Source organism: Nonomuraea sp. NPDC050790 (assembly GCF_044456745.1).
In the GTDB taxonomy this organism is placed as follows: domain Bacteria; phylum Actinomycetota; class Actinomycetes; order Streptosporangiales; family Streptosporangiaceae; genus Nonomuraea.
In genome coordinates, this window is the sequence record NZ_JBITGF010000018.1 from 107,289 (window position 1) to 132,675 (window position 25,387).

18 protein-coding genes and 1 tRNA gene are annotated in these 25,387 nt (G+C 70.1%); 9 read left to right on the forward strand and 10 right to left on the reverse strand.

The features are described 5' to 3' along the window. Nucleotides 1–10: 10 nt before the first annotated feature. Together ACIBEJ_RS50505 and ACIBEJ_RS50510 are read left to right on the forward strand one after the other, a co-directional pair. Nucleotides 11–757, forward strand: coding sequence for an HAD family hydrolase (locus tag ACIBEJ_RS50505; RefSeq protein WP_397190200.1), 747 nt, complete (start codon nucleotides 11–13; stop codon nucleotides 755–757). Between the two features lie 12 nt (nucleotides 758–769). Then, on the forward strand, nucleotides 770–1,039 hold the full coding sequence (locus tag ACIBEJ_RS50510) for a DUF4031 domain-containing protein (protein WP_397190201.1): 270 nt from the start codon (nucleotides 770–772) through the stop codon (nucleotides 1,037–1,039). A gap of 9 nt (nucleotides 1,040–1,048) precedes the next feature. Here the strand turns inward: ACIBEJ_RS50510 and ACIBEJ_RS50515 are convergent, their stop codons facing one another. Beyond that, the gene (locus tag ACIBEJ_RS50515; RefSeq protein WP_397190202.1) at nucleotides 1,049–1,645 is read right to left on the reverse strand and encodes a metal-dependent phosphohydrolase; all 597 of its coding nucleotides are present in this window, start codon (nucleotides 1,643–1,645) and stop codon (nucleotides 1,049–1,051) included. 46 nt (nucleotides 1,646–1,691) lie between these two features. Between ACIBEJ_RS50515 and ACIBEJ_RS50520 the strand changes: the two genes are divergently transcribed. Beyond that, a complete protein-coding gene (locus ACIBEJ_RS50520; RefSeq protein ID WP_397190203.1) occupies nucleotides 1,692–2,870 on the forward strand; it encodes an alpha-hydroxy-acid oxidizing protein in 1,179 nt (392 codons plus the stop codon). On the opposite strand, the gene ACIBEJ_RS50525 is transcribed toward ACIBEJ_RS50520, so the two are convergent. Continuing rightward, on the reverse strand, nucleotides 2,867–3,085 hold the full coding sequence (locus ACIBEJ_RS50525) for a DUF6011 domain-containing protein (RefSeq protein WP_397190204.1): 219 nt from the start codon (nucleotides 3,083–3,085) through the stop codon (nucleotides 2,867–2,869). The two genes, ACIBEJ_RS50520 and ACIBEJ_RS50525, sit on opposite strands and share 4 nt — an antisense overlap. A 59-nt stretch (nucleotides 3,086–3,144) precedes the next feature. Further along, the gene (locus tag ACIBEJ_RS50530) at nucleotides 3,145–3,561 is read right to left on the reverse strand and encodes an SsgA family sporulation/cell division regulator (protein WP_020547189.1); all 417 of its coding nucleotides are present in this window, start codon (nucleotides 3,559–3,561) and stop codon (nucleotides 3,145–3,147) included. Between the two features lie 429 nt (nucleotides 3,562–3,990). Here ACIBEJ_RS50530 and ACIBEJ_RS50535 point away from each other — a divergent pair. After that, a tRNA-Val gene (locus ACIBEJ_RS50535) sits at nucleotides 3,991–4,065 on the forward strand. A 350-nt stretch (nucleotides 4,066–4,415) separates the two neighbouring features. Here the strand turns inward: ACIBEJ_RS50535 and ACIBEJ_RS50540 are convergent. Continuing rightward, entirely contained in the window at nucleotides 4,416–10,739 is a 6,324-nt protein-coding gene (locus ACIBEJ_RS50540) for an RHS repeat-associated core domain-containing protein (protein ID WP_397190205.1), read from the reverse strand. A 76-nt stretch (nucleotides 10,740–10,815) separates the two neighbouring features. Beyond that, the gene (locus ACIBEJ_RS50545; protein ID WP_397190206.1) at nucleotides 10,816–16,515 is read right to left on the reverse strand and encodes a LamG-like jellyroll fold domain-containing protein; all 5,700 of its coding nucleotides are present in this window, start codon (nucleotides 16,513–16,515) and stop codon (nucleotides 10,816–10,818) included. A gap of 637 nt (nucleotides 16,516–17,152) precedes the next feature. Between ACIBEJ_RS50545 and ACIBEJ_RS50550 the strand changes: the two genes are divergently transcribed. From ACIBEJ_RS50550 to ACIBEJ_RS50560, 3 genes are all read left to right on the forward strand, one after another. Next, nucleotides 17,153–17,383 carry a hypothetical protein gene (locus tag ACIBEJ_RS50550; RefSeq protein WP_397190207.1) on the forward strand — a complete coding sequence of 77 codons (231 nt, stop codon included), beginning with the start codon at nucleotides 17,153–17,155 and terminating at the stop codon, nucleotides 17,381–17,383. Nucleotides 17,384–17,399: 16 nt separating this feature from the next. Beyond that, nucleotides 17,400–17,978: a hypothetical protein gene (locus ACIBEJ_RS50555; protein WP_397190208.1), complete on the forward strand. Its 579-nt coding sequence runs from the start codon at nucleotides 17,400–17,402 to the stop codon at nucleotides 17,976–17,978. A 115-nt stretch (nucleotides 17,979–18,093) separates the two neighbouring features. Beyond that, the gene (locus ACIBEJ_RS50560) at nucleotides 18,094–18,693 is read left to right on the forward strand and encodes an SRPBCC family protein (protein WP_397190209.1); all 600 of its coding nucleotides are present in this window, start codon (nucleotides 18,094–18,096) and stop codon (nucleotides 18,691–18,693) included. Between the two features lie 9 nt (nucleotides 18,694–18,702). Here ACIBEJ_RS50560 and ACIBEJ_RS50565 read toward each other — a convergent pair whose 3' ends face one another. Beyond that, nucleotides 18,703–19,467, reverse strand: coding sequence for a hypothetical protein (locus ACIBEJ_RS50565; RefSeq protein ID WP_397190210.1), 765 nt, complete (start codon nucleotides 19,465–19,467; stop codon nucleotides 18,703–18,705). Nucleotides 19,468–19,866: 399 nt separating this feature from the next. Here ACIBEJ_RS50565 and ACIBEJ_RS50570 point away from each other — a divergent pair, with 399 nt between their 5' ends. Then, nucleotides 19,867–20,118: a hypothetical protein gene (locus ACIBEJ_RS50570; RefSeq protein ID WP_397190211.1), complete on the forward strand. Its 252-nt coding sequence runs from the start codon at nucleotides 19,867–19,869 to the stop codon at nucleotides 20,116–20,118. Between the two features lie 496 nt (nucleotides 20,119–20,614). On the opposite strand, the gene ACIBEJ_RS50575 is transcribed toward ACIBEJ_RS50570, so the two are convergent. From ACIBEJ_RS50575 to ACIBEJ_RS50585, 3 genes are all read right to left on the reverse strand, one after another. Beyond that, entirely contained in the window at nucleotides 20,615–21,115 is a 501-nt protein-coding gene (locus tag ACIBEJ_RS50575) for a DUF4352 domain-containing protein (RefSeq protein WP_397190212.1), read from the reverse strand. Between the two features lie 71 nt (nucleotides 21,116–21,186). After that, on the reverse strand, nucleotides 21,187–21,372 hold the full coding sequence (locus ACIBEJ_RS50580) for a hypothetical protein (protein WP_397190213.1): 186 nt from the start codon (nucleotides 21,370–21,372) through the stop codon (nucleotides 21,187–21,189). A gap of 23 nt (nucleotides 21,373–21,395) precedes the next feature. Next, nucleotides 21,396–22,055 carry a DUF305 domain-containing protein gene (locus ACIBEJ_RS50585; RefSeq protein WP_397190214.1) on the reverse strand — a complete coding sequence of 220 codons (660 nt, stop codon included), beginning with the start codon at nucleotides 22,053–22,055 and terminating at the stop codon, nucleotides 21,396–21,398. 39 nt (nucleotides 22,056–22,094) lie between these two features. Here ACIBEJ_RS50585 and ACIBEJ_RS50590 point away from each other — a divergent pair, with 39 nt between their 5' ends. Next, nucleotides 22,095–23,495, forward strand: a complete 1,401-nt coding sequence (locus tag ACIBEJ_RS50590) for an LVIVD repeat-containing protein (protein ID WP_397190215.1) — start codon at nucleotides 22,095–22,097, stop codon at nucleotides 23,493–23,495. Here ACIBEJ_RS50590 and ACIBEJ_RS50595 read toward each other — a convergent pair. Then, nucleotides 23,492–25,384 (reverse strand): serine/threonine protein kinase, encoded by a 1,893-nt coding sequence (locus ACIBEJ_RS50595; protein WP_397190216.1) that lies wholly within the window; start codon nucleotides 25,382–25,384, stop codon nucleotides 23,492–23,494. The two genes, ACIBEJ_RS50590 and ACIBEJ_RS50595, sit on opposite strands and share 4 nt — an antisense overlap. Nucleotides 25,385–25,387: the final 3 nt, after the last annotated feature.

Here is a 25,387-nt window from a genome sequence, read left to right on the forward strand (position 1 = left end):
CGTCACGTATGTGAACGGACACGCGATCGACCTGAGCGCCATCGGCGCCGTCGTGTTCGACAGCGACGGCGTCGTGACCGACACCGCGCGCGTGCACGCGGCCGCGTGGAAGCACGTCTTCGACGGTTTCCTGCGCGGCCGCTCCGCGCCGTTCGACATCCGCGCCGACTACGTGCGCCACGTCGACGGACGGCCCCGCCTGGACGGGCTGCGCACCTTCCTGGCCTCGCGCGACATCACCGTGCCCGAGGGCTCCCCCGACGACGAGCCGGGCACGCCGACCGTGCACGGCCTCGGACGGGCCAAGGACCTGGAGTTCCAGGCCCAGGTCGAGAAGTACGGTGTGGCCGCCTTCCCCTCGGCCGTCGCGCTCCTGCACGAGCTGCGCCACCGGGGCTGCCGCACCGCCGCGGTGACGGCCAGCACCCACGGCCGCAGGCTGATCACGGGAGCGGGCGTCGCCCACCTGTTCGACCTGGTTGTGGACGGCAACGACGCGGCCCTCATGAACCTGCCCGGCAAGCCCGACCCCGCCCTGTTCCTGGAGGCGTGCCGCCGCCTGGACCTGCCGGCGGTGCGCGCCGCCGTCGTGGAGGCCGCGCTGCCCGGCCTGGAGGCGGGCAGGAAGGGCGGTTTCGGGCTGCTGGTGGCCGTGGAGCGCAACGGCCGCGCGCCGGAGATGCGCGAGCTGGGCGCCGACCTCGTGGTGGGCGACCTGAGCGAGCTGGAGGTACGCGGGCGCGTCCCGGTTTCGTAGACAATGTGAGGGATGGCCGTCCTCATTGATCCACCCAACTGGCCGGGGCCGCGTGGCCTCATGTGGTCCCACCTGGTCAGCGACACCTCCCTCGAGGAGCTGCACGCGTTCGCGGCGCGCCTCGGGGTGCCGGTGCGCGCCTTCGACCGCGACCACTACGACGTGCCGGAGACCGTGCACGCCCGTGCGGTCTCGCTCGGCGCCGAGGCGGTCGGCAGCCGCGAGCTGCTGCGCCGGCTGACCGAGGGCGGGTTGCGCCGCCGTAAACGATCGTCGCCGTAAGCGCCGCGCCTAGCCGCCGAGTTCCTCCAGCTCGGCGCGCATGTTGTGGCGGGCGTGCTCCTGCCACAGCGCCCGCGCGCGTGCGGTCCGATAGAGATCCGGTACGGCCAGCAGCCTCGCCAGCACCGCCCCCCGTCCGGCGGCGAACAGGTCGTCGGGCACGTGCGCGTACTCCGCGCGGATGGCGGCGGCGTACTCGCCGTATCCCGGCCGGCCCAGCACCGCGAGGTCGGCGTCGCACAGGACCGCGCCGTTGGCGTCCCCGTCGGTGAGGGTGTCGTGGGCGGCGGTCAGGCGGACCAGCCTGGCCACCTCGGCCACCCGCCCCGGCGCGAGGCCGCAGGCGGGCAGGCGGCGCTGGGCGAGCTGGGCGCTGCGTTCCTCGTCCCATCCCGGCCGGCCGTCGTAGACCGCGTCGTGGAACCAGGCGGCCAGCCGTACCGCGACGGGGTCGTCGGCCAGGTCGGCGAGGTCGTCGATCGCGGCGAGCACCGCGCCCAGGTGATCGAGCGTGTGGTAGCGGCGATGCGGCTCCGACCAGCGGGCCACCAGCTCGGCGTGGAGCGCCTGGGCGGCGGGCGTGTCGGCGACGAGCTCCCCGATCATGGCTCCACGCTATCGCGAGTGACGGCAAATTTCGTGTAATGGTCGGATGGGTGATGAGCGGCGGCGGGTTCCACGATGGCGCGACCTGCGGGCGGTGCTGCCGCCCCTCGGCAGGCGGGACCGGCTGCTCGGCGCGGCCGACGTCGCCGACCTCCGGCTGATGGCCAGGCGGCGGGCGCCCCGGCTCGTCTTCGACTACGTGGACGGCGCGGCGGAGGGCGAGGTGTCGATGGCGCGGGCGCGCGAGGCGTTCGACCGCGTGGAGTTCCGGCCGCGGATCCTGTGCGACGTCGGCGAGGTGTCGCCGGCCACGCGGGTGCTGGGGCGGGAGATCGCGATGCCGCTGGTGCTCGGGCCGACCGGGTTCACGCGCATGATGCACCGTGACGGGGAGCGGGCGGTGGCTCGGGCCGCGGCCAGGGCGGGCGTGCCGTACACGCTGTCGACCATGGGGACCACGCCCGCGCCCGAGGTGACGCGCGCCGCGCCCGGCGGATGGAACTGGTTCCAGCTCTACGTGGCGCGCGACCGCGGCCGCAGCCGCGCCGCGCTCGACCTCGCCCGCGACGCGGGCATGGACGTGCTGGTCGTGACCGCCGACGTGCCGGTGGCGGGCGCCCGCCTGCGCGACGTACGGCACGGCCTCACCATGCCGCCGAGGCTGCGCAGCGCGCTGCAGGCGATCCGGCATCCGGCCTGGTGGTTCGACTACCTGACCAGCGAACCCCTGACCTTCGCCACCATGGGCGGCAGCGACCTGGCCGGGATCACCAACCTCATGTTCGACCCCCGCGTGACCTTCGCGGACCTGGAGTGGATCCGCGCGGCCTGGGGCGGGCCGCTGGTGGTCAAGGGCGTGCAACGCGTGGACGACGCCGTCGCCCTGGCCGAGGCCGGGATCGACGGCATCGCGGTCTCCAACCACGGCGGCCGCCAGCTCGACCGCGCCGCCACGCCCCTGGAACTGCTGCCCCAGGTGGCCGAGGCCGTGGGCGACCGGGCAGAGGTCTACCTGGACGGCGGAATCAGGAGCGGGGCCGACGTCGCCGCCGCGCTCGCCCTGGGGGCACGCGCGTGCTTCATCGGCCGCGCCTATCTCTACGGGCTGATGGCCGCGGGCGAGCCGGGCGTGGACCGCGTGCTGGACCTGGTCCGCGCCGAGCTGATCCGCACGATCCAGCTCCTCGGCGGCTCCCTCGACCCCTCGGTGGTACGGCTGCGCTAGGGCTGGGCCAGGAGGTCGAGCTGGCCCTCGCACATCCAGTGGTCCGCGGTGGCCCGGATCCGCACCGGTTTGCGCCTGGCCAGGCCGAGGCGTTCGGCGCATTCCGGGCCGATCCTGGCCCAGCGCGACTCGGGCGCGCGCAGCACGTGCCGGCACGCGCGGCAGCGCACCACGTGCTCACGCGTGGCGGGTTCGCTGAGATCGAAGAGGTCCACGGCGCCTCTCATCCTGCCACGGGGGTTCGGTGCGGCCGGGCAGGCGCGGCCGAGCGGGGTCAGGACGGCCAGAGCATGTTGGTGAGCTCGGCGTCAAGGTCCATGAAGTCGGTCTCCCTGCCCGCGGGCACCTTCTCGTAGGTGCGGTGCAGGAACTCGGTGAGAGGTGCCAGCGGGACTTCGAAGAGCGCCTGCCCGAACGGTGACGTCAGGCTGATGTGCAGGGTGCGCTCGCCGTCGGCGCGGGCAGGCCAGACCTGCACATCGCCGTCGCCGACACGCCGCACGATGCCTACTGTCAGTAGTTCGCGGGCGAAGATCCACTCGACCGGTTCGTCGTTCCCTACGTGGAAGGCCATGCGGATGGCATACGGGTCGTCGGCTGTGTAGCTCAGTCCGGCGAGCAGGGGGACGGTCGTACGGTCGGGGACCACAAGCCGAAGGCCAAGCTCGGCAGAGACGGTGGTGCTGTTCATCGTCAGCCAAACCTTTTCGTCGTAGGGTCCCCTCTTCGGGGCTTACTGCTCTGACGGACTTCGTCCTGAGCTATGACGCGGAACGAAGAAACCTGTAGGAAAGATTCCGCTCCTGAGGCCTTCTGTAACGCACATCACAGCAGGACATTTGGGCATCTACCAGGCTAAACGGCATCAATCGGGCCGTGTTTGCAAGGGTTTTGCGAGCTGTAGAGCCCACCCCGGCGAGCCCTCGGCACCTATCGGGCGAAAGATCCCCTTCCCATCGCCTTCCGAACATCCCCGATGCTATGCCAACCAGCCACCACGACGATGGGCAACCACCGCGTTTCCTCCCGAATCCTCTTGGGGCGGCTCGTCGCTTCGCATCCCGCTCCGGAAGTGCGGTATGGTTTTCCCCGTCGGGCACCGCGAGGAGCCTGATGGGGCGGGCGATTAGCTCAGCGGGAGAGCGCTTCGTTCACACCGAAGAGGTCACTGGTTCGATCCCAGTATCGCCCACCAGCTCAGAAATCCCCGGAAGAGATCATCTTCCGGGGATTTTCGCTTGCCGAGGTAACGTATGCGCGCCTGGCGCGTGATCGTTTCGAACTGCCCACGCATCACACACCCGGCCGAGCGCGCGTAACACCGGGTGGTTCGAGGATCCTCGCGCCCTGGAAGAACCTGAACGGAGGCCCTGGCCGAACGTGAGGCCGGCTCTCGTGGTGGAGTCCTGGACATTGCCCTGCCAGGGCTCCGTGACATCGTCGGGCGTATGCGGCCGCTCGGTCCGCGGGCGCGCGAGAGAACGATGACGAGCGGAGGTCGTCCGCGCGCCCGAGCGATGCTCACCCGGGCGCGCGGACTCCCGGTCAACCGCCCGGGTGGTAGGAGTTCCAGACGAAAGCGCTCACCTTCTCCTGGAACTTCTTCTGGAACCAGTTCACCGGGTCACGCAGCCGTACGGACCTGGTGACGCCCCGTTCGGCGGCGACTCCGACCGGAAGCTGACCTTCGGTGGCGTGGTGGAGGCTCTTCGACACACCGTAGGAGCCTTCGATGCCGCCGCCCTTGAACTTGCCTGTGCTGTCGGTGACCAGATAGCCGCTGCCGCCCCAGCCGTACTTCTGGTTCTCGTAGCCGATCGAGTAGTAGTAGTCCCACGTGCCTGGTTTCGTGTTCATGCCCTTGATGTCGGTGAACTTCAGGAACCTGCCGCTATTGACCTCCGCGCCGATCGAGGTGGACATACCGACCTTGTAGGTGCCGGCCAGGCCGATGTCCTTGCCGTCGAAGACCAGGCACCCCTCCAGGCCGATCGATCCGCCCAGCTTGAGTCCGAAGCCCACGCACGTTCCCGTGGTCATCTTCTTCGGCTTCTTCGGCGCGGGGGGCTTGGCCACCGGAGCGGGTGGCTGGATGGTCGCCTCGGGGAGGCCGGGCCGTCGGAGCAGCGGCTTCTGTCCCGGCACCACCGGCCCGGGGCGGTAGGCCCACTCGCGGGCGGCGATGAACCACCCGGTCCACCTCAGATGCCAGCGCTGGGTGAAGATGTTCACCCACTCGTGAACCAGGTTGAGAACGTTCCGCAGGAGAACGTTGTAGTTGCCCATCCGCACCCAGAATTCGCGGCGGTTCATCTCGTAGTACGTGTAGTAGGGGAAGCGTCCGTCGGGGTCGGACAGAGTGGTGGGGTTGTTGTCGGCGTAGTTGTAGCCGTTCATCTGCTGCGAACGGCCCATTTCGATTTCGGGGTCCACCGAGACGAAGCGGCCGGTGTTCGGGTCGTAGCCGCGCGCGCCGAGCGTCGTCAGGTCGGTGCTGGCATCGACGATGCCACCGACGAAACCCTTCTCATTGCCGGTCGGCCACTGGCCGTTGCCGGCACGGAGTTGGCCGAACGGGGTGTAGCGGCGGCGGCTCACCGAACCGTCGCTGGCGTTGACGGCCAGTTCGGCGGTGCCGTGGTGGTCGTTGACGAGGAAGGTGACACCGGCGCCGGTGCGCATGGCGTTGCGGTTGTACCTGATGGCCTTGGCCGTGCTCTGGCCCTTCGCCAGCCGTACTTCCAAGTCGGGCAGGTAGAGGGTGGTGCCCGCCGGGTCGCGGCGCAGCAGCCGGTCGCCGTCGGCGGTGTACAGGAAGGTGGTCTCCCCCTTCTTGTCGTCGACGACCTTTACCAGCTCGCCTTCAGCGTCCCAGTGCAGCGTCTGGTTGCCGGAGGCGGTCCTTCGCTCGGTGGCGTTGCCGACCGAGTCGTAGGCGTAGGATTCGGCGTTGCCGCTCACGTCGGACAGCTGGTGTCCCTTGAACCTCGGGTCGACGCCGGGGTTGCCGGCGTAGCGGTATCCGCGCGTCGCGGTCTGCGTGCCGCCTGAGGGGCCCGCGCCGTAGTGCGTCTCCCCCGTCCGGTTGCCGCTGTCGTCGTAGGTGTAGTTCACCCGGTACGGCGCCGGCCCGCCGATGGAGGCCTGACCCGGGTCGGCCGCGCACGTGGCGTCCACCTGGGTCCAGGCGTCGACGAGCCGCTGCAGGTCGTCATAGCGGAAGCACTGGTTGTCCACTCCGTCCCTGGAGGTGTCGACAGCCTGCAGCAGATTGCCGGAATCGGTGTAGCGGTACTCCACACTCCGGTCGGTGCCGGCCATACCGGCGTGCACGGTGGTGGCCTTCTGCAGCCGCTGCGTGCCGTACTCGTAGGTGAAGGTCTGGTCCACCTGCTTGCCGGCGCCGCCGATCGACAACCGCTGGCCGATCTGCTTGCCGGTCTTGGTGTAGTCCACGCCGACGAGGTAGGTCGACAGGTTGGAGCCGGTCGCGACCAGGCGGCCGAGGTCGTCGTAGGTGAAGGCGGTGTTCTCCGCCGGCAGGTCGCCGGCGGCCGGGCTGCTGGATGCCTTGACGCTGCCGTCCAGGTTGTAGGTGGTGTCGAAGACGTAGCCGCCCTCGGGAGCCAGCACTCCCTCGGTGGCCGGCAACAGGATGCGCCTGCGCGTCGGCCGGTTCAGATTGTCGTAGATGTCGACCTGGGAGGTGTACCTTGCCGTGCCCGCGATGCGCGTGGAGCTGGTGAGCTGCCCCTTCCGCACCGTGTCGTAGACCCACTCCGCGACCTTGACGCCAGGACTGGCCGCGGTGGCGTCGTACAAGGCGGTCCTGCGGCCGATGCCGTCGTAGGAGACCGAGAGCTTCTTGCCCCGGGCGTCCTCGGTGAGGACCAGTTGGTCCAGGTCGTTGAAGGCGAACTTGGTGACACCCTTGTCCGGGTCCGACGTCTGGATCTTGCGCCCGCGCAGGTCGTAGGTCGTGGTCCAGACATGGTTGCCGGGGCCGGTGACCGAGGACTCGCGCCCGCGGTGATCGTAGCGGAAGAGTGTGGCGACGTGGCCGCCGTTCCGGTGCTCACGCACTTCGGTCTTGCGGTCGTGCGCGTCGGTGAAGGTGGTGATCGGCGTGCCGCCCGCCGGCGGGATCACCTTGGTCCAGTTTCCGCCGTACTCGTAGCGCGTGCGCCATTTCTCCTGCGCGTCGCTGCTACCCACCAGCAGGCGGTCGGCGGTCTTTCGGCCCTGGCCGTCGTACTCGTAGACGTGCTGGGTCTCGATCTTGCCCGGATTGGCCACGCCGAAGACCTCTGCCCTCGGCTCGCCGTCGGCGTAGTAGCTCTCGTAGGTGCGGTCCACCTGGCCGGCGGCGTTGTAGAAGGTGTCGGAGATCAGCCGCCCCTTGGTGGCCGCGTCCCGGCCCGCTGCCTGGAGCTGCCGCTCGCGAAGCCACCCGTCGTAAAGCATGTAGGACTGTTCCTGCGTTCCTTCCGCGGTGAGGGACTTGGTCGAGACGGCCACGACCGCGTCGGGCCGGATGAGGTAGTCGAACTCCTTGTCAGGTACGGCCGAGCTGGGCCGACCGCCCAGCCACAGCTTGATCAGGTGGCCGGCCGCGTTGTAGTGAATGGTGGTGGTCTTGCCTCCGGCATCGGTGTCGGTGACCGGACTGCCCCACGCCGGGTCGAGCACCTTGACGCTGGTGTGCGCCGTCGAGGTGTCGCCGGCCGTCGCGGGCGGGCTGATCACCTCGACCTTCGTGGTCAGGCCGTGGGTCTCGGTGTATTTCGTGGTCGTGGTCCTGCCCCCGGCGTCGGTGACGGCCTGCGGCCGGCCGTACCCGTCGTACTTGGTGCGTGTCACGGCGAGCGGCGTCACGGTGGTCGCCGTGGCCTCCTTCGCCTTCTCCACGAGCGTCGGGGAGCCGTGGGTCGGCGCCGCCTTGAAGGCGCCGTTGTCGTAGGTGACGCGCTCTTCCGAGATCAGGTCCTTGACCAGGTCCGGGGTGGCGGCGCAGCGCCGTGCCACGGTCCTGACCTGGGCGGGTTTGGCCAGCACAAGCGTGCCGCTGGCGGTGAACGTCGTGGTGACGCAGCTCTCGTCGCCGGTGACGGCCACGTCGCCCTCGTCGTCGACCTGACCGGGAGCGCCGGTGGTGAGGTTGAAGGAGCCGGCGCTCGACCTGGTTTCCCGCCAGCCGTCGTCGACCTTCTCCATGTTCCGGGTGCCGGCTACACCGGTGAGGTTGGCGGTCACGGTGATCGTGCCCTTGTCGATCGTGCGGGTGCGGGAGGCGGTCCTGTGATGCCAGGGCTTGTTCATGGTCTTGCCGACCGCCTCGCCGCCGGCCCTGTCATAGGCGATCGTCTTGAGGGTCAGCCCCTGGAGCGACTCGTGGTCGGGGTAGGTACCGCCCTCACCGTCACTGACGCTGACGTCCTTCGCTCCGCCGTCGGCGTTCAGACGGTCGCCGTCCATGCCCTGGAAGAACCAGTGGTCGGTCTGGGCGGGCGCGGTGCTGGTGGCGCCGGAGCGTACCCGGACCTTGTCGTAGCCCTGCCACTGCGACCAGGTGCGGTACTTCTCCTTGGTGAGCCCGTCGTCGTCGGTGAAGTGCCAGGCCGGCCGGCCGATGCTGTAGTCGTAGTCGGTGACCATGTCGGGCGAGCCGCCCGTCAGGTCGGTCTGTGCGATCTGGGTCACCACGTACTTGTGGAACCAGTCCAGCGTCGGGTTGGCATCGCCGCTGGTGCGTTCCCACATGACGGGGAAGCAGCGGCGGCGGTTCGTCGACGGGCTCGGCGTGTCGCCGACGCGGCAGTCCGGCCCGGAGTAATTGACGTCCAGGACGCCGCCGGTCTCGTTGGTGATGGAGCCGATCCGGTTCTTGATGAAGGGGCCCACGTCGTCGCCGAGGGTGTCGACCCGGTTGGGCATCGGGGAGTAGGCGAACCTCACCGGCGGCATCGTCACCGGCGCCGTCCCGGCGTGGCCCTTGTGGACGATCGTCTGCAGCAGCAACTGCCGGTCCACGTCCGCGGTGCCCCAGTCGTGGGTGAAAGACCAGGAGTCGACGGTACGGTGACCGGAACCGTCGCTCTCGACCACCTTGGTAGCCGCCTCGACGATCCTCTTGCGAGTCCAGAACGTGGGCGCGGAGGCCCCCTTGTAGTCCTCGCACTTGGTACCGGCATTGCAGTTGAGGTCCCAGGGGACGTCCTCCCAGTAGGCCGGGTGGTCGTCGATCTTCGACTCGGCGCAGTCCTCGGCTGAGCGCAGGCAGCGCTCCGCGACCTTGAAGTCGACCCGGGCCGGGGCGTTGGCCGGGTAGGGGTTGCCGCTGTTCAGGCCGTACTCGACGCTCTTCAGATACCCGCCCCTGACGTAGGGGGTGTCGTCCTCGGCCCGCAGGTTGCGGCCATATCGGTTGGCCTCCTGCCCGTAGTAGTAGACGATCGCGTTGCCGTGCGGGTCTTCGACGTAGTCGAGGTTCCACCGCCATGCCTGCTGGCACCACGACTTGGCGAACGTGTCGCCGTGGCACGGCTCGCCGGAGTCGTCGCCGAAGATGGGCACGGTCCAGGTGGACTTGGTCTCGGTCTTGCCGGACGTCCAGCCCTTCATCCGGTTCTTGCCGAAGTAGTAGCGCTTGCCGTCGGGAGCGGTGACGACCCAGTACTCGTTGTTGTCATCGCCGTTACCGGTGTCGGTGTCCGACCCGGACATCTTCACGACGCGGGTTCCGTCGTCCTTGCGCGGCTTCCACTCGTTCGCGCCGGACTGCACCAGCTCGCCGCCCTTGCCGCCGAGCGTCATCACGGCGTTGTCGTAGCCCCAGCACTGGTCCATCGGGTGAACGTCGTAGGTGCTGTCCTTGGGTACGCCGTCGTCCTTGCAGGGGCGATACTTGCGTTCGATGTAGCCGGGCCACAGGTCGAAGCCGTCGCCGAGCAGCGAGCCCTGGTTGTTGGCACTGGAGGTACGCCCGTCGATGGACGAGGAGGAGTAGGCCACGGCCAGCCCGGGGGTGAGCCCGCCGGGGACCGGGGGCGTCCGCAGGGGATACGACCAGGTGAAGTCGCCGGTCTGCGTGCCGACCTGCCAGGTGGCCGAGGCCGCCAGGTCGGTCGCCTTGTAGTCGCCCTTCGAGCTTTCCGCGCCCGAGGTCGCCGCGAACACAGCCGGTTCGGCGGCGACGTCGACCTCGGCGGCGATCGACTTCGCCCGGGCGTCGTTGGCCGACGGCAGCGACGCCGCCGCCCGGCATTCCGGCAGGTCGGGGGTGCTCAACGCGCACGCCGGCAGGCGCACGAGCCGCATCCGTGATCCGAACGCGCCGCCGAAGGCCTCGGCGAACCCCGAATAGTCCAGCCGCAGGCCCACCTTGCCCGGTGGGCCGCCCGACCGGCCGACGGTGAACATCACGCCGGTGACGCCGACGCGCGCCGCTGCCGCGCGTTCCAGCATCCGCACCCGGACCTGGCCAGGCTCGGCGGCTGAGTTCGGCGTGCCGGCCGCCCGCGCTGGGGCGGAGACCCAGATCGGCAGCCGGCCCGCCTGCCGCGCGTCACGCGCGCCCCGGGTACGGCTCGCGCCGCCGAGCGCGACGTCGGCTTCCCCGGCGGCGGGCCAGCGCACGACCGGGTCCGCGGCCCGCGGGGCGAGCTCGCGTGGTGTGACTTTCAGGGATGTGCCGGGCACCACGATCTCGTGGTCGACCGGTTTGGGCGGGTCCTTGAGGGCGGCCCGGGCCGTGCCGTACACCGGCATGGTCACGAGCAGCCCGGCAGCGAGGGTGGCCGTGAGACCTAAGGAAAGGAGCCGGCGGACCGGCCCGGTTCCCACCCACGTCGTGAGACCGCGGACAGTCATGAGGAAACCTCCGAGCGAGTCGTGGAGTCGGGCAGAGTGCGGGCCGGTGGCGGGGAGGCCACCGGCCCGCGACCGGTCAGCCGGGAATCGAGGCGATCTCCGTCGGTACCGCCAGCATGTCGATGAGCTGCTGCGAGGCCACGCCGCGCAGTATCCAGACGTCATCGACCACTCCGGCCCAGGTCTTGCCTGCCGGGTAGGCGCCGCCGACGAGGCTCCTGCCCACCTGGAGCGAGGCGATGGGGCCGAAGGGCCGGGTGCGGTGGCGGAAGGACAGGCTGTCCGCTCCGCTCACGGCTTCCTTGATCCCGTTCACCCACAGGGTGACCGTGGCCTCGATCGCGTCGTAGGTGATGGCGACGTGGTCCCAGTCTCCGAAGTTGCCCTGGTGGAACATGGAGTGCTCCACGCTGGCCGTGGTCGATCCGGTCCCGTCCTTGTCGGGTACGTCGAGGACGTACCGCTTCTTGGCCGGGTCGTACCTGACCGTGATCGCGCTGTTGTGTGATCCGGCCAGGCCCAGCACGGTCATCGATCTGCTGGGTTCTCCCGGGGTGGACACCCATGCCGAGACCGTGAAGCTGTCGCGGGTGTCGATGACCGCTCCGGTAGCCGCCGCGTAGTCATTGTTCCCGCCCGGCAGCTCCAGCGCTCCGCTGGGAGTCCCGGCCGGGGACTGGACGAGCACCTTGGCGAAGTCGGTGGTGATCTTCGCGGCGCCGTTGAGCGTCAGGGGATAGGCCACGCCCAGGCCCGTGTCGGGGCTCTTCGCCGGGGTGCCGGGCGCGGTGTTGAGGTGCCACTTGCTCTCGACCACGGGCTTGATCGTGAACAGGTCCTGTACCTCGTCGGCCGTCACGATCCGGTCGAAGACGCGGACGTCGTCGATGGGGCCCGGGGCGTAGGAGGTGAACTGACCCTTGTAGATGCCGCGCCCGATCTGGAAGGCGCCGCCCGCCGCCCAGGGCGTCGAGGTCATGTCGCCCGCCACCCCTTCAACGCCGTTGACGTAGAGCCGGAGCTTCTTGGTCACCACGTCCTGTACGCCGACCAGGTGGGTCCACACCCCCGGCTTGGCCGGGCCTTGGGAGTAGGCGGTGCCCGATCCGGTGGTGTTCGCATCGGAATGGATCCGCCAGAGCTTCCACTTCTTGTCGGTTCCGTCGTACTTGAGGTAGAAGCCGGAGTTCTGCGTGGCGGTCTGGGTGGCCACGGCGAAGTGCGCCGTGGGTAGTGTGGCCGGCATCTTCACCCACGCGGAGATGGCCAGGTTCTGGGTCGTGTTGAGCACCGGGCCGCTGGTCGCGGCGTAGGCGGTGGTGCCGTTGAGGTTCATGGCCCTGCCCAGGGCGCCTGTCACGCCCAGTTGCGCGCCGCCGTACGGCGTCGCCGGGTGGGCGCCGGCGGAGTCGGCGAGCTGGGTGGCTCCGGCCGCCTCGTCCATCTTCCAGTGCGCCCTGGGCCCCTTGCCCTCGGCGACCCAGAACTCGTAGGTGCCGGTGGACCAGTTGTTGGCGGCGTCCCAGGCGGTGACGTACAGGGTGTTGAGCCCCGCGTGCGAGGGCATCGCCGTGATCGACTCGGTGGCCGCCGTCTTGGCCTTGGCCGCGCCCTCGGACGGGTCGGTGTTCATCGCCCAGGCGTACTTGGCGACGCGGGTGTCCAGCTTGATGCTGAACGCGCCGTACTTGCCGACGCCGTCGGTGGGGGTCTGGCCGGGGTTGGCCGGGTCGAGCGCCGGGTAGGCGGCCGAGGTGATCGTCGGCTCGGGCAGCGCCCTGGCGTCGTAGAGGAAGTAGCAGGCCGTCGCGTTGCCGGCCGAACTCCACGGGCTCCATGCCCGGCCGTCGTAGGCGCGTACCTCCCAGTGCGCGACGCTTCCCTGGGGCACCACCCCGGTCGGGACCTTCACGCTGAAGGAGGCGCGGCGCGGGCCGCTGGCCGACATTTTCTTGACGGTGCCCAGGTTCCTGGTCTTCAGGACGCCGCCGACGTACCACTTCACCTGGAACTGCGCCTTGAGCTTCTCGCCCTCGACGCCCTTGTTGTCGGGGTCGGTGAGGTTCTTGGCGAACAGGGTCGGCAGCCGGTTGAAGGTGGCCGGGCTGCCGGGGCCGCGGCACGGGCCGCCGGGGCTGGAGGACAACTGGCTCATCTTCGGCTGCGGCGGCGGGCTGTTGTAGTGGACGCGGACGTAGGCGTCGCGGTCGAACCGCTTCCAGGCGAGCTGGTCGTCGCCGTCGCGGGCGCGCAGGCCGAAGGTGGTGTTCGACCAGCCCTTCCTGGCCGCCTCCTGGACCGCGCTGGTCACGTTGAACAGCACGTCACCGCCGGGACAGCCGGAGCTCCAGCCCTTGGCCACGTTTCTGCTGTCGAGCCTGCGTCCCCAGTTGTCCTTGGTGGAGTTCCACGTCGAGCCCGGCCCGAAGGCGGTGGCCAGGTGGATGTCCACGATGCGCTTCCTGCACGAGGTGGCGAACGTCTCCTTGGCGTGGAACTCGGCGGAGATGATCTGCTTGTGCGCGAACCGGGCGGTCGGCACGCGGTAGAACAAGCGCTTCTCGTACCAGCCGTTGCAGTAGCGGCCGGAGGGCGGGTAGTCGCGCGGGCACCGGCCCATGCCCTCGTTCTTGGTGAAGTTGTACTTGGCCCATCCGGCGCTGGAGACCATCAGCCGGGCCGAGGCCCGCGGGGTGTCCCACATCGGGTCGATGTAGACCGGGTAGGTGGTGTCGGCCCCGGTGAGCAGGGAGGCGTCGGGGGTGAGCGTCATCTCGCCGTTCGCCACGGTGGTGGCCACGGCGGCGATCTTGGAGGTGTCGCCGGGCTGGGTGGCCGAGGCGTCGGCGCCGACGTTGCCGTCCGGCTCGTCGGACTCCGGCAGGTCGGCGGCGAGGGCCCTCATGGTCGCGGGCGGAGGCGTGGAGTCCCACATGATCGGCACCGGGGCCTCGTAGACCACAGCGCCGGTGGCCTCGTCCACCGCCTCCTGGGTGCCGTCCCCGGCTTCGCGTACCGTCAGGCCGGGCGCCGAGAGCCCCAGCTTGATGGTGGCCAGGCGCGGGTCCTTCGCCGCCTGGGCGGTCTTGACGACCAGGACGTGGGAGAAGCCCTCGGGCTCCGCCCGTACGCGCAGGTCGACGTCGGGCAGCACGCGCGGGTACACGGCCGTGTCGCCGTCCAGCCAGGGCGTGGGCAGCGCGGTGGGCCAGGTCAGCGTCATCGGCCGGCCCGCCCGGTTGATCGTCACCAGCGGGCCGCTTCCTCCGCCGGACAGCTTGAGTGCCGTCGGGACCGCGCCGGGCACGATCGAGCCGTCCTGCAGCTTGCGCAGGGTGGTGTCGAGCGGCACCCAGCCGCCGTCCTTGAAGACGCGGACCGGCTGGAAGTGCTCCTTGGAGGTGAAGCTGCCGTCCGGAGTGGCGTACACCTCGCGGGTCTCGCCCCGCTCCGACAGCACCTCCACGAGCCGTCCGGTGGCGGCGGCCGTCGCCAGCGCCTCCGCCTCGGTCGGCTTGGGCTCCTTCGACACGCCCCAGGTGTTCTCCACCAGCGACACGTTGTCCAGGTGGACCGTGAGCGCGCCCTTGCCGCCGAGCTGTAACGCCACCTCGGCCGTGGTCGTGTCGGTCGTGGCCGTGAACGGGAAGGAGAAGCGCTCGGCGGCCGTCGCCAGCTCGACGTCCTGGGCGAGCGTGGCGTTGTGGGGGGCCTCGCCCTCCTGGACGGCCACCTGCACCGCCACGTCGGCGGAGGCCCTGGCGTCGAACGACAGCGTGTACGTGCGGCCGCTGACCAGCGGGGCGGTGCGCTGGGCGAGCACGGCCTCCGCCGTACCGTCGGCGACCGTGGCGCGCAGTTCCCCGTCGGCGACGGCGAGCTGGGCGCCGGCGCTCCACCAGGGCGTCGTCGAGGGGCCGTCGGCGCTGCCGTTGCGCAGGTGCTCGACCGGCAGCGGCTCGCCCGGCCAGGTGAGCGCGCCCAGCCGTACCGGAGCGCCCGCGGGCACCCCGACGGCGGCGGCGACGTCGGCGGGAAGCGCGGCGCCCGCCGTCTCGGCCGGGCTGCCCGGCAGCAGCCGGTAGTCGCCGGCCGGAGCGTTCACCAGGTAGCTGGACTCCTGGTAGCGCGAACCGGCGTCGCGGCCGGTCGCGGCCTGGAACTCGGCTAGCGAGGCGAAGTGCAGGCTCGACCCGGTCACCCGGGACCACTGCACCAGCGTGCCGGGAGTGCCGGCCACCTCGCGCGAGTACCCGTTGTGGTGCATCTGGGCGGCCGGGATCATGCCGTCGCCGCCGACCCTGCGCCCGGACTCACCGGTGTTGTTGTCGGTGGTGTTGACCAGCGGCGCCGTGCCGGCGTCCGCGGCGATGACGTTGTTCATCAGCGTGGTGTCGGCCGTGTCCCAGGTGATGCCCAGCGCCCGCTCGGCGTCGGTCGGGCAGTCGTCGTCATCCCCCGGACAGGTCGGCCGGGCGTCTTCCTGTACGGCTATCGCCTGCCCGTTGCCCACCGAGGTGTTGTTGATGATCCGCACCTTGTTCGAGCCCAGGACGCTCAGCCCGGTCACGCCGTTGCCGGCCAGCACGTTGGAGGCCAGCAGCGCCTCGCCCGACACCTTGTAGTGCAGCCCGTGCCGGGAGTTTCCCCTGATCAGGTTGCGTACGGCCGTCAGCTTGTGACACGACAGGTCGCACCACAGGCCGTTGCCCTGGTTGCCCTCGAAGACGTTGTCGCGCACGACCGCGTTGTGGACGCGCGTGGCGAGCATCCCGGCGCCGGACAGGTTGTAGCCGACGGAGTAGCCGAGTTGTTCGGTGTTGTTGCGCGAGACGCGGTTCCGCTCGACGACCAGGTTGGCCGCCCGGTGGGCCTGGATGCCTAGGTAGCCGTTGTCGGTGATCGCGTTGCCGCTCACCCGGATGTCGTCGGCGTTGACCAGCAGCCCTGTCGCCGCGTTGTGGATGATCGTGTTGTTCTCGAACACCATGCCCTTGGCCTGCGCGATCACCGCGGCAGGCTCCTTGGTCTGGTTCTGGCTCGACCCGTAGTGCGCGAAGCCGAGCCCGCGCACGACCGAGCCGTCGGCCCCGGCGAAGAAGTGCATGCCGCTCTTGCGCGCGGTGACCTCGACCCGCCGGCCCGCGGGATCGGCGCCGATGTAGGTCTTGTCAGCCGGTCCGTCGTGGAAGAACGTGCCGGCCCGCACCTCCTCCCTGGTGGCCACCTGGCGCAGCGGCTCCCCGTCGACGAACACCATCTGCGGGTCGCCGCCGACCGGGTTGTCGTCGTTGAAGTGCAGGGGGTTCATGCACTCGTCGTAGGCGGGCGCGCTCGCCCTGCACACGCTGGCCGGGTTCCAGGCGTCCAGCCGCCAGGCGGCGCCGTCGGCGACCCACTGGCCGGTCTCGACCACCGAACTGCCCTTGAACCAGACCTGCTCCCCCGGATAGGGCTGGAGGGTGACCGGGGCGGCGACGTAGCCGAGCCGCTCGCGGTACTCCCCCGCACGGAACACGATCGTGGTCATCTTCCCCGCGCCCGCCTTCGCGACCGCGGCCGCCGCGGTGCGCAGCGGCGCCGCCTGGGTGCCGGCGTCGGCGTCGTTCCCGGTGGGCGCCACGAAGATCGCGTCCGCCGGTATGGGGTACGACGTGGTGGAGGCGCCCGGTGGCGCGGCGGTCGCCGTGGCCGGTCTGGCCGCCGCACTCTCCGTGACCACCACCATGCTCGCGAGCAGGGCGAGCGCGGCCGCGCCCGTACCGAGTAATCGCATCGAATCTCCCCAGGTCGAAGTCCTGTACGGCCGAGCGCAGTCCCCCACGTGACACCGTCAGGAGGTATGACATTCGGCGTCACGGTATCCGCGGGCCTCTTCGCCGGTCGTCCACCCAGGAACTGAAAGCGACCGTCCACCCAGGGGTGTACGCCACCGCGATGATCCACCCCGCGTGGTAGCCCTCCCCGGGGCGTCCACCCTGCGTGGTATCCGCGCCCACCGCGCAGGAAGAGGCGCGGCTACATTTGAATAGCGCTCATATTTCGCGCTGTGACATGAAACACACCGCGCTGGTCACGACGGAACCGAGTATCGGGACGGAACTCTTTCCCACGCGACGTCCGGAAGATAGTGCGAGCGTTCACCGGCGAAAAATCACCACCGCATTCTCAGGAGGTTCGAGCGCGTGAGCTTACCCCTCTTATCCAGCGAACGCCGCGCACCCGCGCTGGCCGCCGTGCTCGTCGCGGCACTGCTGGTCAACGACACTCGGTCACCGCTGAGCCCACCCCTGCGCCCGCGCGGAGCGAGCCGTCGGCCACCCTCGCGGCCGCCAAGGCGAAAGGCGCACGGGTCGAGGCGATTTCGGCCAGACGTGCGGACTCCACGCTTTACACGATGCCGGACGGATTATGTGCCGATCGACGCTAATCTGGTGGCCCGGAACGGGCGCCTGACGCCCAAGGCCGCCAAGAATTCGACGGCTTTCTCCAGGGGCGGGATCGAGCCGCTGGTCGAATTCACCGACGACGCCGCCGACCGTACGATCCGGTGGCCGGCGGCAGCAGCGCCACCTGTCGTGACGCGGTGCCCGGCGGCGATCTGGTCCACGTTCGGCGCCGTTCTGCTGCCCATTCCCGGATAACCGAGGAACTCTCATCATGCGGATCGACGCCAGAACCGAAGACCAGCCCGAGCTGGTCGCCCGGTTACGACTGTCGTACGACCTGGCGGCGACCCAGCGCGCCAACGCCGCGGACGGACTGCGGTTCGCCTCGATCCGGCTGGGCGGCGACGGCGGCCGATGCACGGTGATCCCGGCCGGCGGCCCCGCCGTCGAGTGTCACGTCGGCTACTCGCTCCCCTCACGGCAGGCCCTGCGCGACGAACTCGCCGCGCAGGGCGTCCCGCTCCGCGCGGCCCCTCCGGACGACGGGACCCTGGGCATGCCCGCGGACGACGACCCGCCGCTGGTCCAGCACGCCTGGATCATCAAGATGATCGCCTATGGTCTGGATCCCTGGACCGTGTACGCGCGTTCGTGGGCGGGCGACCTCCTGGGGATCCGGTTGTCCGCGCGCTCGACGCAGGCGTGCTTCCGGATCGACGGGGTGGCGCCCGTGGTCACCGTCGACGTGAGCCATGCCGGGCCGTCCGGGCGTCTCGGGCTGAACTACACCATCGTGGATCGCCTCAGCCGCCTCGTGGACGAGGGGGGCGAGCCGGTGATCGGCCTGTAGCCCGCACCATACAGTCACGCCCGTTAGAACTTCTCACTCTCGCTATTGACGATCACGACTTTGAGTTATAGCTTCTAACCAACACAAGCCCCCCTAACGTCATCGGAGAATGCTCATGTTCAGTGCCCCCACGGCCTTCCGCGGTCGCATCGGCAGGCGTGCCGCGCTGCTCGCGGTCCCGCTGGCCGTCACCGGGATGCTCGGCGTCGGCGCGCCCGCCCAGGCCGCCACCCTTGGTCACGGCACCTCACTCACCTGCCAGGACAGAGGCGTCGACCCGTCCGCCAAGGCCAGGCACCGGGCCGAGATTCTCATCAAGGCCCCGCTGCGCACGATCTGGAACCTCCAGGCCGACGTGGAAGCCTGGCCCACCTGGCAGAAGCCCGCCGCACCCATGACCGTCGAGCGCCTGGACCCGGGCCCGTTGCGCAAGCGCTCGCGGTTCCAGGCCACCATCCGGCTTCCCGCCGGCTCGGTCGTCATCACCTCCACCGTCCGGCAGATCCAGTACGGCAGATGCGTCCGCTGGACCGGCCCGGCGGTCGGTCCCGGGTTCCACATCGACGGCGTCCACGTCTGGAGCTTCACCCGGGTCCACGGCGGCGTCCTGGTCCGCACCGAGGAGAGCCACACCGGCCCGCAGGCGAACCCCGGCTCGGACATGGGCCTCGAAACCTGGCTCCGCGACCTCAAGGCCGCCGCGGAAGCCGCCTGACCGGGGGCTCTACTTGGTGGTCACCTTCGACGCGGGCGGCGCCTTGATGGAGACCTTCTTGCCCCAGCCGGTGTACGAGCTGACCACGACGACCTTCTCGTCGTCGAAGCCGGGCTGGATCGTGACCGTGTCGCCGGGGAACGTGCTGGTCACCTTGCTCACGAAGCCGGCTCCGGTGACGCTGATCCTGTAGGTGAGCGGGACGTCCTCGCGGCCGATCTGGCTCGTGCTGGAGAACCACGGGGAGATCTTGTAGAGCTCCTGGAGCGAGATGGTGCCGGTGTAGACGTTTCCGGCCCGCTTGGCGCGCTTGAGGAGGGCGGCCAGGGTGCCGGGCTCGGCGGGGTTGACGGGCTGGCCGTACCTGCCGTAGATGCCGGCCTTCAGGAAGGAGGCCGTGGTCTTCGTCCAGGTCTTGCCCTTCGGCAGGTCGTCGGCCATGGGGCCGCCGTTGATGTAGACGTCCTTGCCGATGCTGATCACGCGCTCGGGCCCGCGGTCGTCCTTCATCTGGATGGTCGGGGAGATCGGCTTGGAGGTGATGTCGGAGGCGCCGACGGTCCTCTTGCCGAGGGCGAACGCGGCCTTGCTGCTCACCAGGTCGATCGTGGTGCCGTCGTCGGTGATGGTCGAGGTCGCGGTGACGCGTACGCCGGCACCGGGCTTCACCAGGGACTTGAGCACCCTGACCGGGTCCTTGGGCGCGGCCTGGGCCGGGAGGGCGCCGGTGAGCACCGCGCCGGCGGCCACGACGGCCGCGATCGTCTTCATCATGAGGCCGCATCATGGCCGACGAAGATCACCGCGAGATCTCGCTTTCGTGCAGGAACCGCGCAGAGGTCTGCGTCGCATTTTCCCAGCATTTGTCGAAGGGGATGCGGTTGTTTTCACGACATAGGGGTACATGGGCGCTCCCCACACCCCGCCTCCGCGACAAAGGAGCAGGTCAGACGAGGTTCCGATCAGCCGCCATGGCCGAGAATTGCGGTATTAGGATAAATGGTGAAATGTCGGAAATAAGGCTTTGCATTTCAGCGGGAGACCGCGCCAGGCATTCCCGGATAACGTCGAATCGTTCCATCAGCGTCGTTCTCGCGTGTCCAGTTGACCGGAATTCGGCGCTTCCACCTGCCCAGACTTTTCCTGGGCCCTCAGATCAGGGATGGATCTCTGATGCTCAAGCGCATTATCGTCGGCGCCGCGATCGCAGCGTCCGCGTTCGCGGTCACCGGAACGGTCACCTCGCAGGCGGCAAGCGCGTCGACCCAGCCAAGCTGCGCGGTGGCCTCCACCTCACAGCTCACGACGTCGGCGGCGAAGCCCAAGTGCAAGTGGCGCTGGGACAAGCACGACCGCAAGTGCTGGTACTGCTGGAAGCACCACCGCTGGGTGAAGCAGTGGTGCAAGGACCGCAAGCATCACTAGAAACCAACCGACCGATGGTGAACCGCCCCGCGAGGCATGTCTCGCGGGGCGCACCCACGCCCGGCCCTATCCCCCACCACCAGCCGGTACGGCCCGCCGCACCACCACCCCGCCACCAGGCACACGGCTCCCGCCAGCGCCATCCCCCGCCGCCGGACCCGGGGCCGCCATCACCCCGGTGGCGGCGTGAGGGTCTCCAAGCTCATCCGGGTCGTGCTGAACAACGCCGCCCCCGCCCCGCCTCGCTGGGTAAGGCACATACCGCAGTGCCAGCCCAAGCGCGGTCACCGCGGCGGCGACGGTCACCCCGAACAACACGGCGCCCGCGAAGTCGAAGGCCGTGGGCACCTCGGCACCACGCAGAGGCGGCAGACCCACCGCGCGTCGGAACCGCGCAAGGGTGGCAGGCCCACTGCGGCCAGGACGCCGGGGGCCGCGGCGCTCTCAGCGACGGCGCACCTTGTCCGGTTTCGACACAGACCAACGGCAACAGCGGTCAGCGCCCGCTCCGCAGGCTCACCTCGGCGCCACCCGAGGAGGCGCGCTCGTGCAGTTCGACGCCGTCGGGCAGGACGCCCTTCGGCACGTCGAAGACCACGGCGCCGGTGATCGTGTCGCCCGGCTTGATCTTCTCGTAGAGCAGCTTGGAGTCGGCTCCGTCGACGAAGACGGCGGCGCCCGGGTCGGCCGGGTACTCCTCGCCGCCGGCCAGCAGCTTCTGGGAGTCGCTGATGAACGCCTGCGCCCGCGTGCCGCTGTTCTTCACCGACAGGTGGACGACGACGAACTGCCCCTTGGCGGCCTTGCCGAGGCTCTCGCTGCCGATCCTGGCCAGGCGCTCGACCTTGGTCACGGTCATCGTGAAGCCGCCGTCGATGACCGGCTCGCCGACGCCCGCGGACGCGCCGGACCTGAGGAAGAAGAAGGCCCCGGCCAGGACGGCCAGCAGGAGCGCGGCGGCGGCGATGCCGAGTCGCGTGCGCGGAACCTGGGACATCGGGGGGCCTCCTGGCGGACGGGACGCGCGGCCCACCACTTAACCAGCAAGGGCCCGCGCTCCGCCAGAGGTCAGGCGGCCGGGTGCTCGGTGAGGTCGGCGAGGTCCACGCCGTGCTTGTGCAGCTCGTCGACGCCGCTCACGTACCCGCGGAAGTAGACCTTGTCCTCGACGCGCCGCGACACGCGCAGGACGGGCTGGTCGTCGACGACGACCGCCTCCACCTGCATCCCGTCGGAAGTGCGCCAGATTGCCATGCTTCAACCCTATGGGTAGGAGGTTAAAGCGCAGGTAATGAGCGCATGGCCGCGCGCATACGGGCGATCTCGATGCTCTGGCCCGAGTAGACGTCCCTGGCCATCATCCGCATGCGCTGGTCGGTGCCCTCGCGCAGCGCCGCGTCGGCCATCGTCAGCGCGCCCTCGTGGTGCCTGATCATCAGCCGCAGGAACAACCGGTCGAACGCGCCGTCGCGGGCCGCGCGCAGCGCCTTCATGTCGGCTGCGGTGGCCATGCCGTTCTCCGGCCGCGCCGTGGGGTGGTCGTGACTCTGCGGTACGGCCCGGCCCAGCGCCCGCAGCCAGCCGGACATGATGCGGATCTCGGGTTCCTGCGTCAGCACGATCTGGTCGGCGACGCGGCGTACCTCCGGGCTGCGGGTGCGTTCGGCGACCAGGCCGGCCATCTCCAGGGCCTGGCGGTGGTGCGGGATCATGCCTTCGGCGAATCGCACGTCCGCCGCGGAGGGCTGCCGCTCCGGCCGCGGGAGGCGTTCGCCGGGCGTGGCCGTACGGGCGGGAGTTCCCGGGCCGTGCGGGACCAGGACGGGCGCGTCGGTGCCTACGGGGGAGGGTCCGGCGTCCTCCGCGGCGCAGGCGGTCAGGGCGAATGTCAGCAGAACTGTGATCTGGAGAAGACGCGGCCGGAACTGTACTGACATAGCGTCCATACTGGGCCACGAAACTGAAGGAGTGTGCGCGTGATCCCTGCGAAGCTCAGAGCGGCGGCGGTCGGCGCGGCTGTCATGCTGGTGGCGGCCTGCGCCGGGACACAGGCGGCCGGGCCCAGTCCGAGTCCGGCGAGCAAGACGCCGTCGAGCGCCCAGTCCTCGCCGAAGACCATGGCGGACGTGGTGACCAGCCCCAACGTGAAGCTGCTCGCCAACATGCCGCGCACGGCGCCGCTGGACGGCCCGATGAGCTGGAACTCCGACCTGGCCTTCCAGGGCAACTACGCGTTCGTCGGCAACTTCGGCGGGTTCTCGGTCTTCGACATCAGCGATCCCGCCCGGCCGAAGCCGGTCAGCCAGGTCTCCTGCCCGTCGCAGCAGAACGACGTCTCGGTCTACGGCGACCTGCTGATCCTGTCGATCGACGAGCCGCGCGACGGGGAGACGTGCGAGTCCGGACAGGGCACGGGGCCGTCCTCGGGCGGCTGGGAGGGCCTGCGCATCTTCGACATCAGCGACAAGAAGGACCCCAAGTACGTCTCCGCGGTGCAGACCGACTGCGGCTCGCACACCCACACGATGGTGCCGGGCAAGAACCCGGACACGCTGTACGTGTACGTCTCCTCCCCCGGCCCGGAGCCGGACTCGAAGACCTGCCCGCCGCCCCACGAGCTCATCCAGATCGTAGAAATCCCAGTAAAGGACCCCAAGTCCGCAAAAATCGTGGCAAAGCCGGATATCTTCCCTGATGGCCAGGGCGACGGCATGTTCGCCGCCGGATGCCACGACATCACCGCCTACCCCGAGAAGAACCTCGCCGCCGCGGCCTGCTTCGGCGACGGCGTCCTGCTCGACATCGCCGACCCGGTCAAGCCCAAGGTCCTCCAGCAGGTACGCGACAGGGAGAACTTCCAGATCTGGCACTCGGCCACGTTCAACAACGACGCGACCAAGGTCGTCTTCAGCGACGAGCTCGGCGGCGGCGGGATGGCGACCTGCGACAGCAAGACGCCCAAGACGAAGGGCGCCAACGCCATCTACGACATCGTGGACGGCAAGCTGGAGCGCCGGGGCTACTTCAAGATGCCGCGCGAGCAGACGGACAACGAGAACTGCGTGGCCCACAACGGCTCGCTGCTGCCGATCCAGGGCAAGGACGTGATGGTCCAGGCGTGGTACCAGGGCGGCGTCTCGGTCTGGGACTTCACCGACTCCAACAACCCCCGGGAGATCGGCTTCTTCGACCGCGGCCCGGCCGGAGGCGACCACTCGATCGCCGGTTCCTGGTCGGCGTACTACTACAACGGCTACATCTACTCCAGCGACATCCTCAAGGGCCTGGACGTCATCCAGATCGACGACCCGCTGACCGACCCGGCCAAGCAGGTCAAGATGGACGACTTCAACGTCCAGACGCAGAAGTCGTACTAGCCGGGCTCGCCGATCTCCCCTTCGCGCCAGTTCTCGTAGGTGACGTCGAACGGGGAGGTCAGCCTGGCGCCCTGGTCGAGCAGCATGTGCCAGGACAGGCCCAGCGAGCGCGGCCGGTTGCTCTCGTCCAGCTTGAGCACCCAGGACAGCGTGGTCCTGGCGAGCTGGTCCTCGGGGATCTCGTCGTTGTTGATCGCGCTGATCTGCCGCCAGAGCGACTCGGGGCCCTTGGTGGTGGGCAGCGAGCCGGTGTAGGTCCGGCCCTTGGACTGCACGCCTTCGGTCAGCCGGGCCAGGTCGGCCACGTTGGCGATCGAGGCGACCACGTGGACGAAGCGGGCGTACAGCATGATCGGGGTCTTGGCCGGGTCGGTGACGAGCTTGCCGCCGACGTAGTCGTTCTCGGCCATCAGCACGCGGCGGGTCAGCGCGGGCTGCATGTGCTCGGCGGTGACCCGCATGTCCATGCGCACGTCGGAGATCTGCGGGTCGTAGGCCAGGCGGCCGGTGGCGGTGGTGTGCCAGGTGCCCTGGGTGATGCGGGCGTCGAAGCCGAAGTCGGCCAGCGGGGCCAGTCCGACCGCGCTCTCCATGACGTCGGCGAGCTGCGCGGCGGCCGGCGGGGTGCGGCTACGCGTGGGCGTGGCCGAGGGGCTGGGGGTGCCGCTGCGCGGCGGTGTGGTGGACGGGCCGGGCGGCGTGGGCCCGGGGGTGGGGTTGGCGCGCGTGCCCTGGCCGAGCCCGCCGCGCCACAGCAGCACTCCGGTGACCGCCGCCGCCAGCACTCCCACCCCGCCCACGACCACCACCCGCCGCGACACCCCACCCGCGGACCCGCCCTGGCCCGCAGCTCCACCGACGTGGGGGCCATGGCCCGGGGGTCCGCTCGCGTAAGGGTTCTGCCCTGGAGATCCGCTCGCGTAGGGGTTCTGTCCTGGAGGTCCGCTCGCGTAGGGGTTCTGTCCCGGGGGTCCGCTCGCGTAGGGGGCCTGGCTCGGGGGTCTGCTCGCGTGGGGGCTCTGGCCGGGTCCTTGCGGGGTGGGTGGTACGGCGGCGCCTCCCGGACCCGGGGCCGTGGGTGCGCCGGGGCCCCAGGCGGCGGGCTGTGTGGCGGCGGCCATGCCCTGGTGCAGGGCGGCCTCCGGCTGCGCGGGGGCCCGCTCCCCCAGCAGGCTCAACAGCAGGTCGCGGGCGGTGGGCCGGGCGGCGGGGTGCTTGGCCAGGCAGCGCAGGACGATCGCGCGCAGCGGCTCGGGCAGCTCGCCCAGGTCGGGGTCGGCGTGGATGATGCGGTAGGCGACGGCCGCGAGCGTGTCGGAGCCGAACGGCGGCCGGCCCGAGGCGGCGAACACCATGGTCGCGCCCCACGCGAAGACGTCCGCGGCGGGCCCGACCTCGCCGCCCGCGAACTGCTCGGGCGCCATGTACGGCGGCGTGCCGGCCGAGCCCTGCGACTGGGACAGGTCCACGAGCCGCGCGATGCCGAAGTCGATCACGCGGGGGCCGTCGGGGCCCATGAGGACGTTGCCCGGCTTGAAGTCCCGGTGCACGACTCCGGCCCGGTGAATGGCGGTCAGCGCGGTGGCGGTGCCGATGGCCAGCCGGGTCAGCGCCGCCCCGCGCAGCGGCGCCACCTGGTGCAGCGCGGGGCCGTCGATGTACTCGCTGGCCACGTAGGGCGGGTCGTGGTCCAGGTCGGCACGCAGGACGCGGGCCGTACAGAACTCGGCGACCTGGCGGGCGGCGGCGAGCTCGCGGTCGAAGGCGCGGTCCACGGCGTGGACCACCTTGACCGCGGCGAGCTCACCACGCTCGTCGCGGCCCAGGTAGACGGTGCCCTGACCGCCGCGGCCGAGCTCGCGCAGGATGCGGTACGGGCCGATGTCCACGAA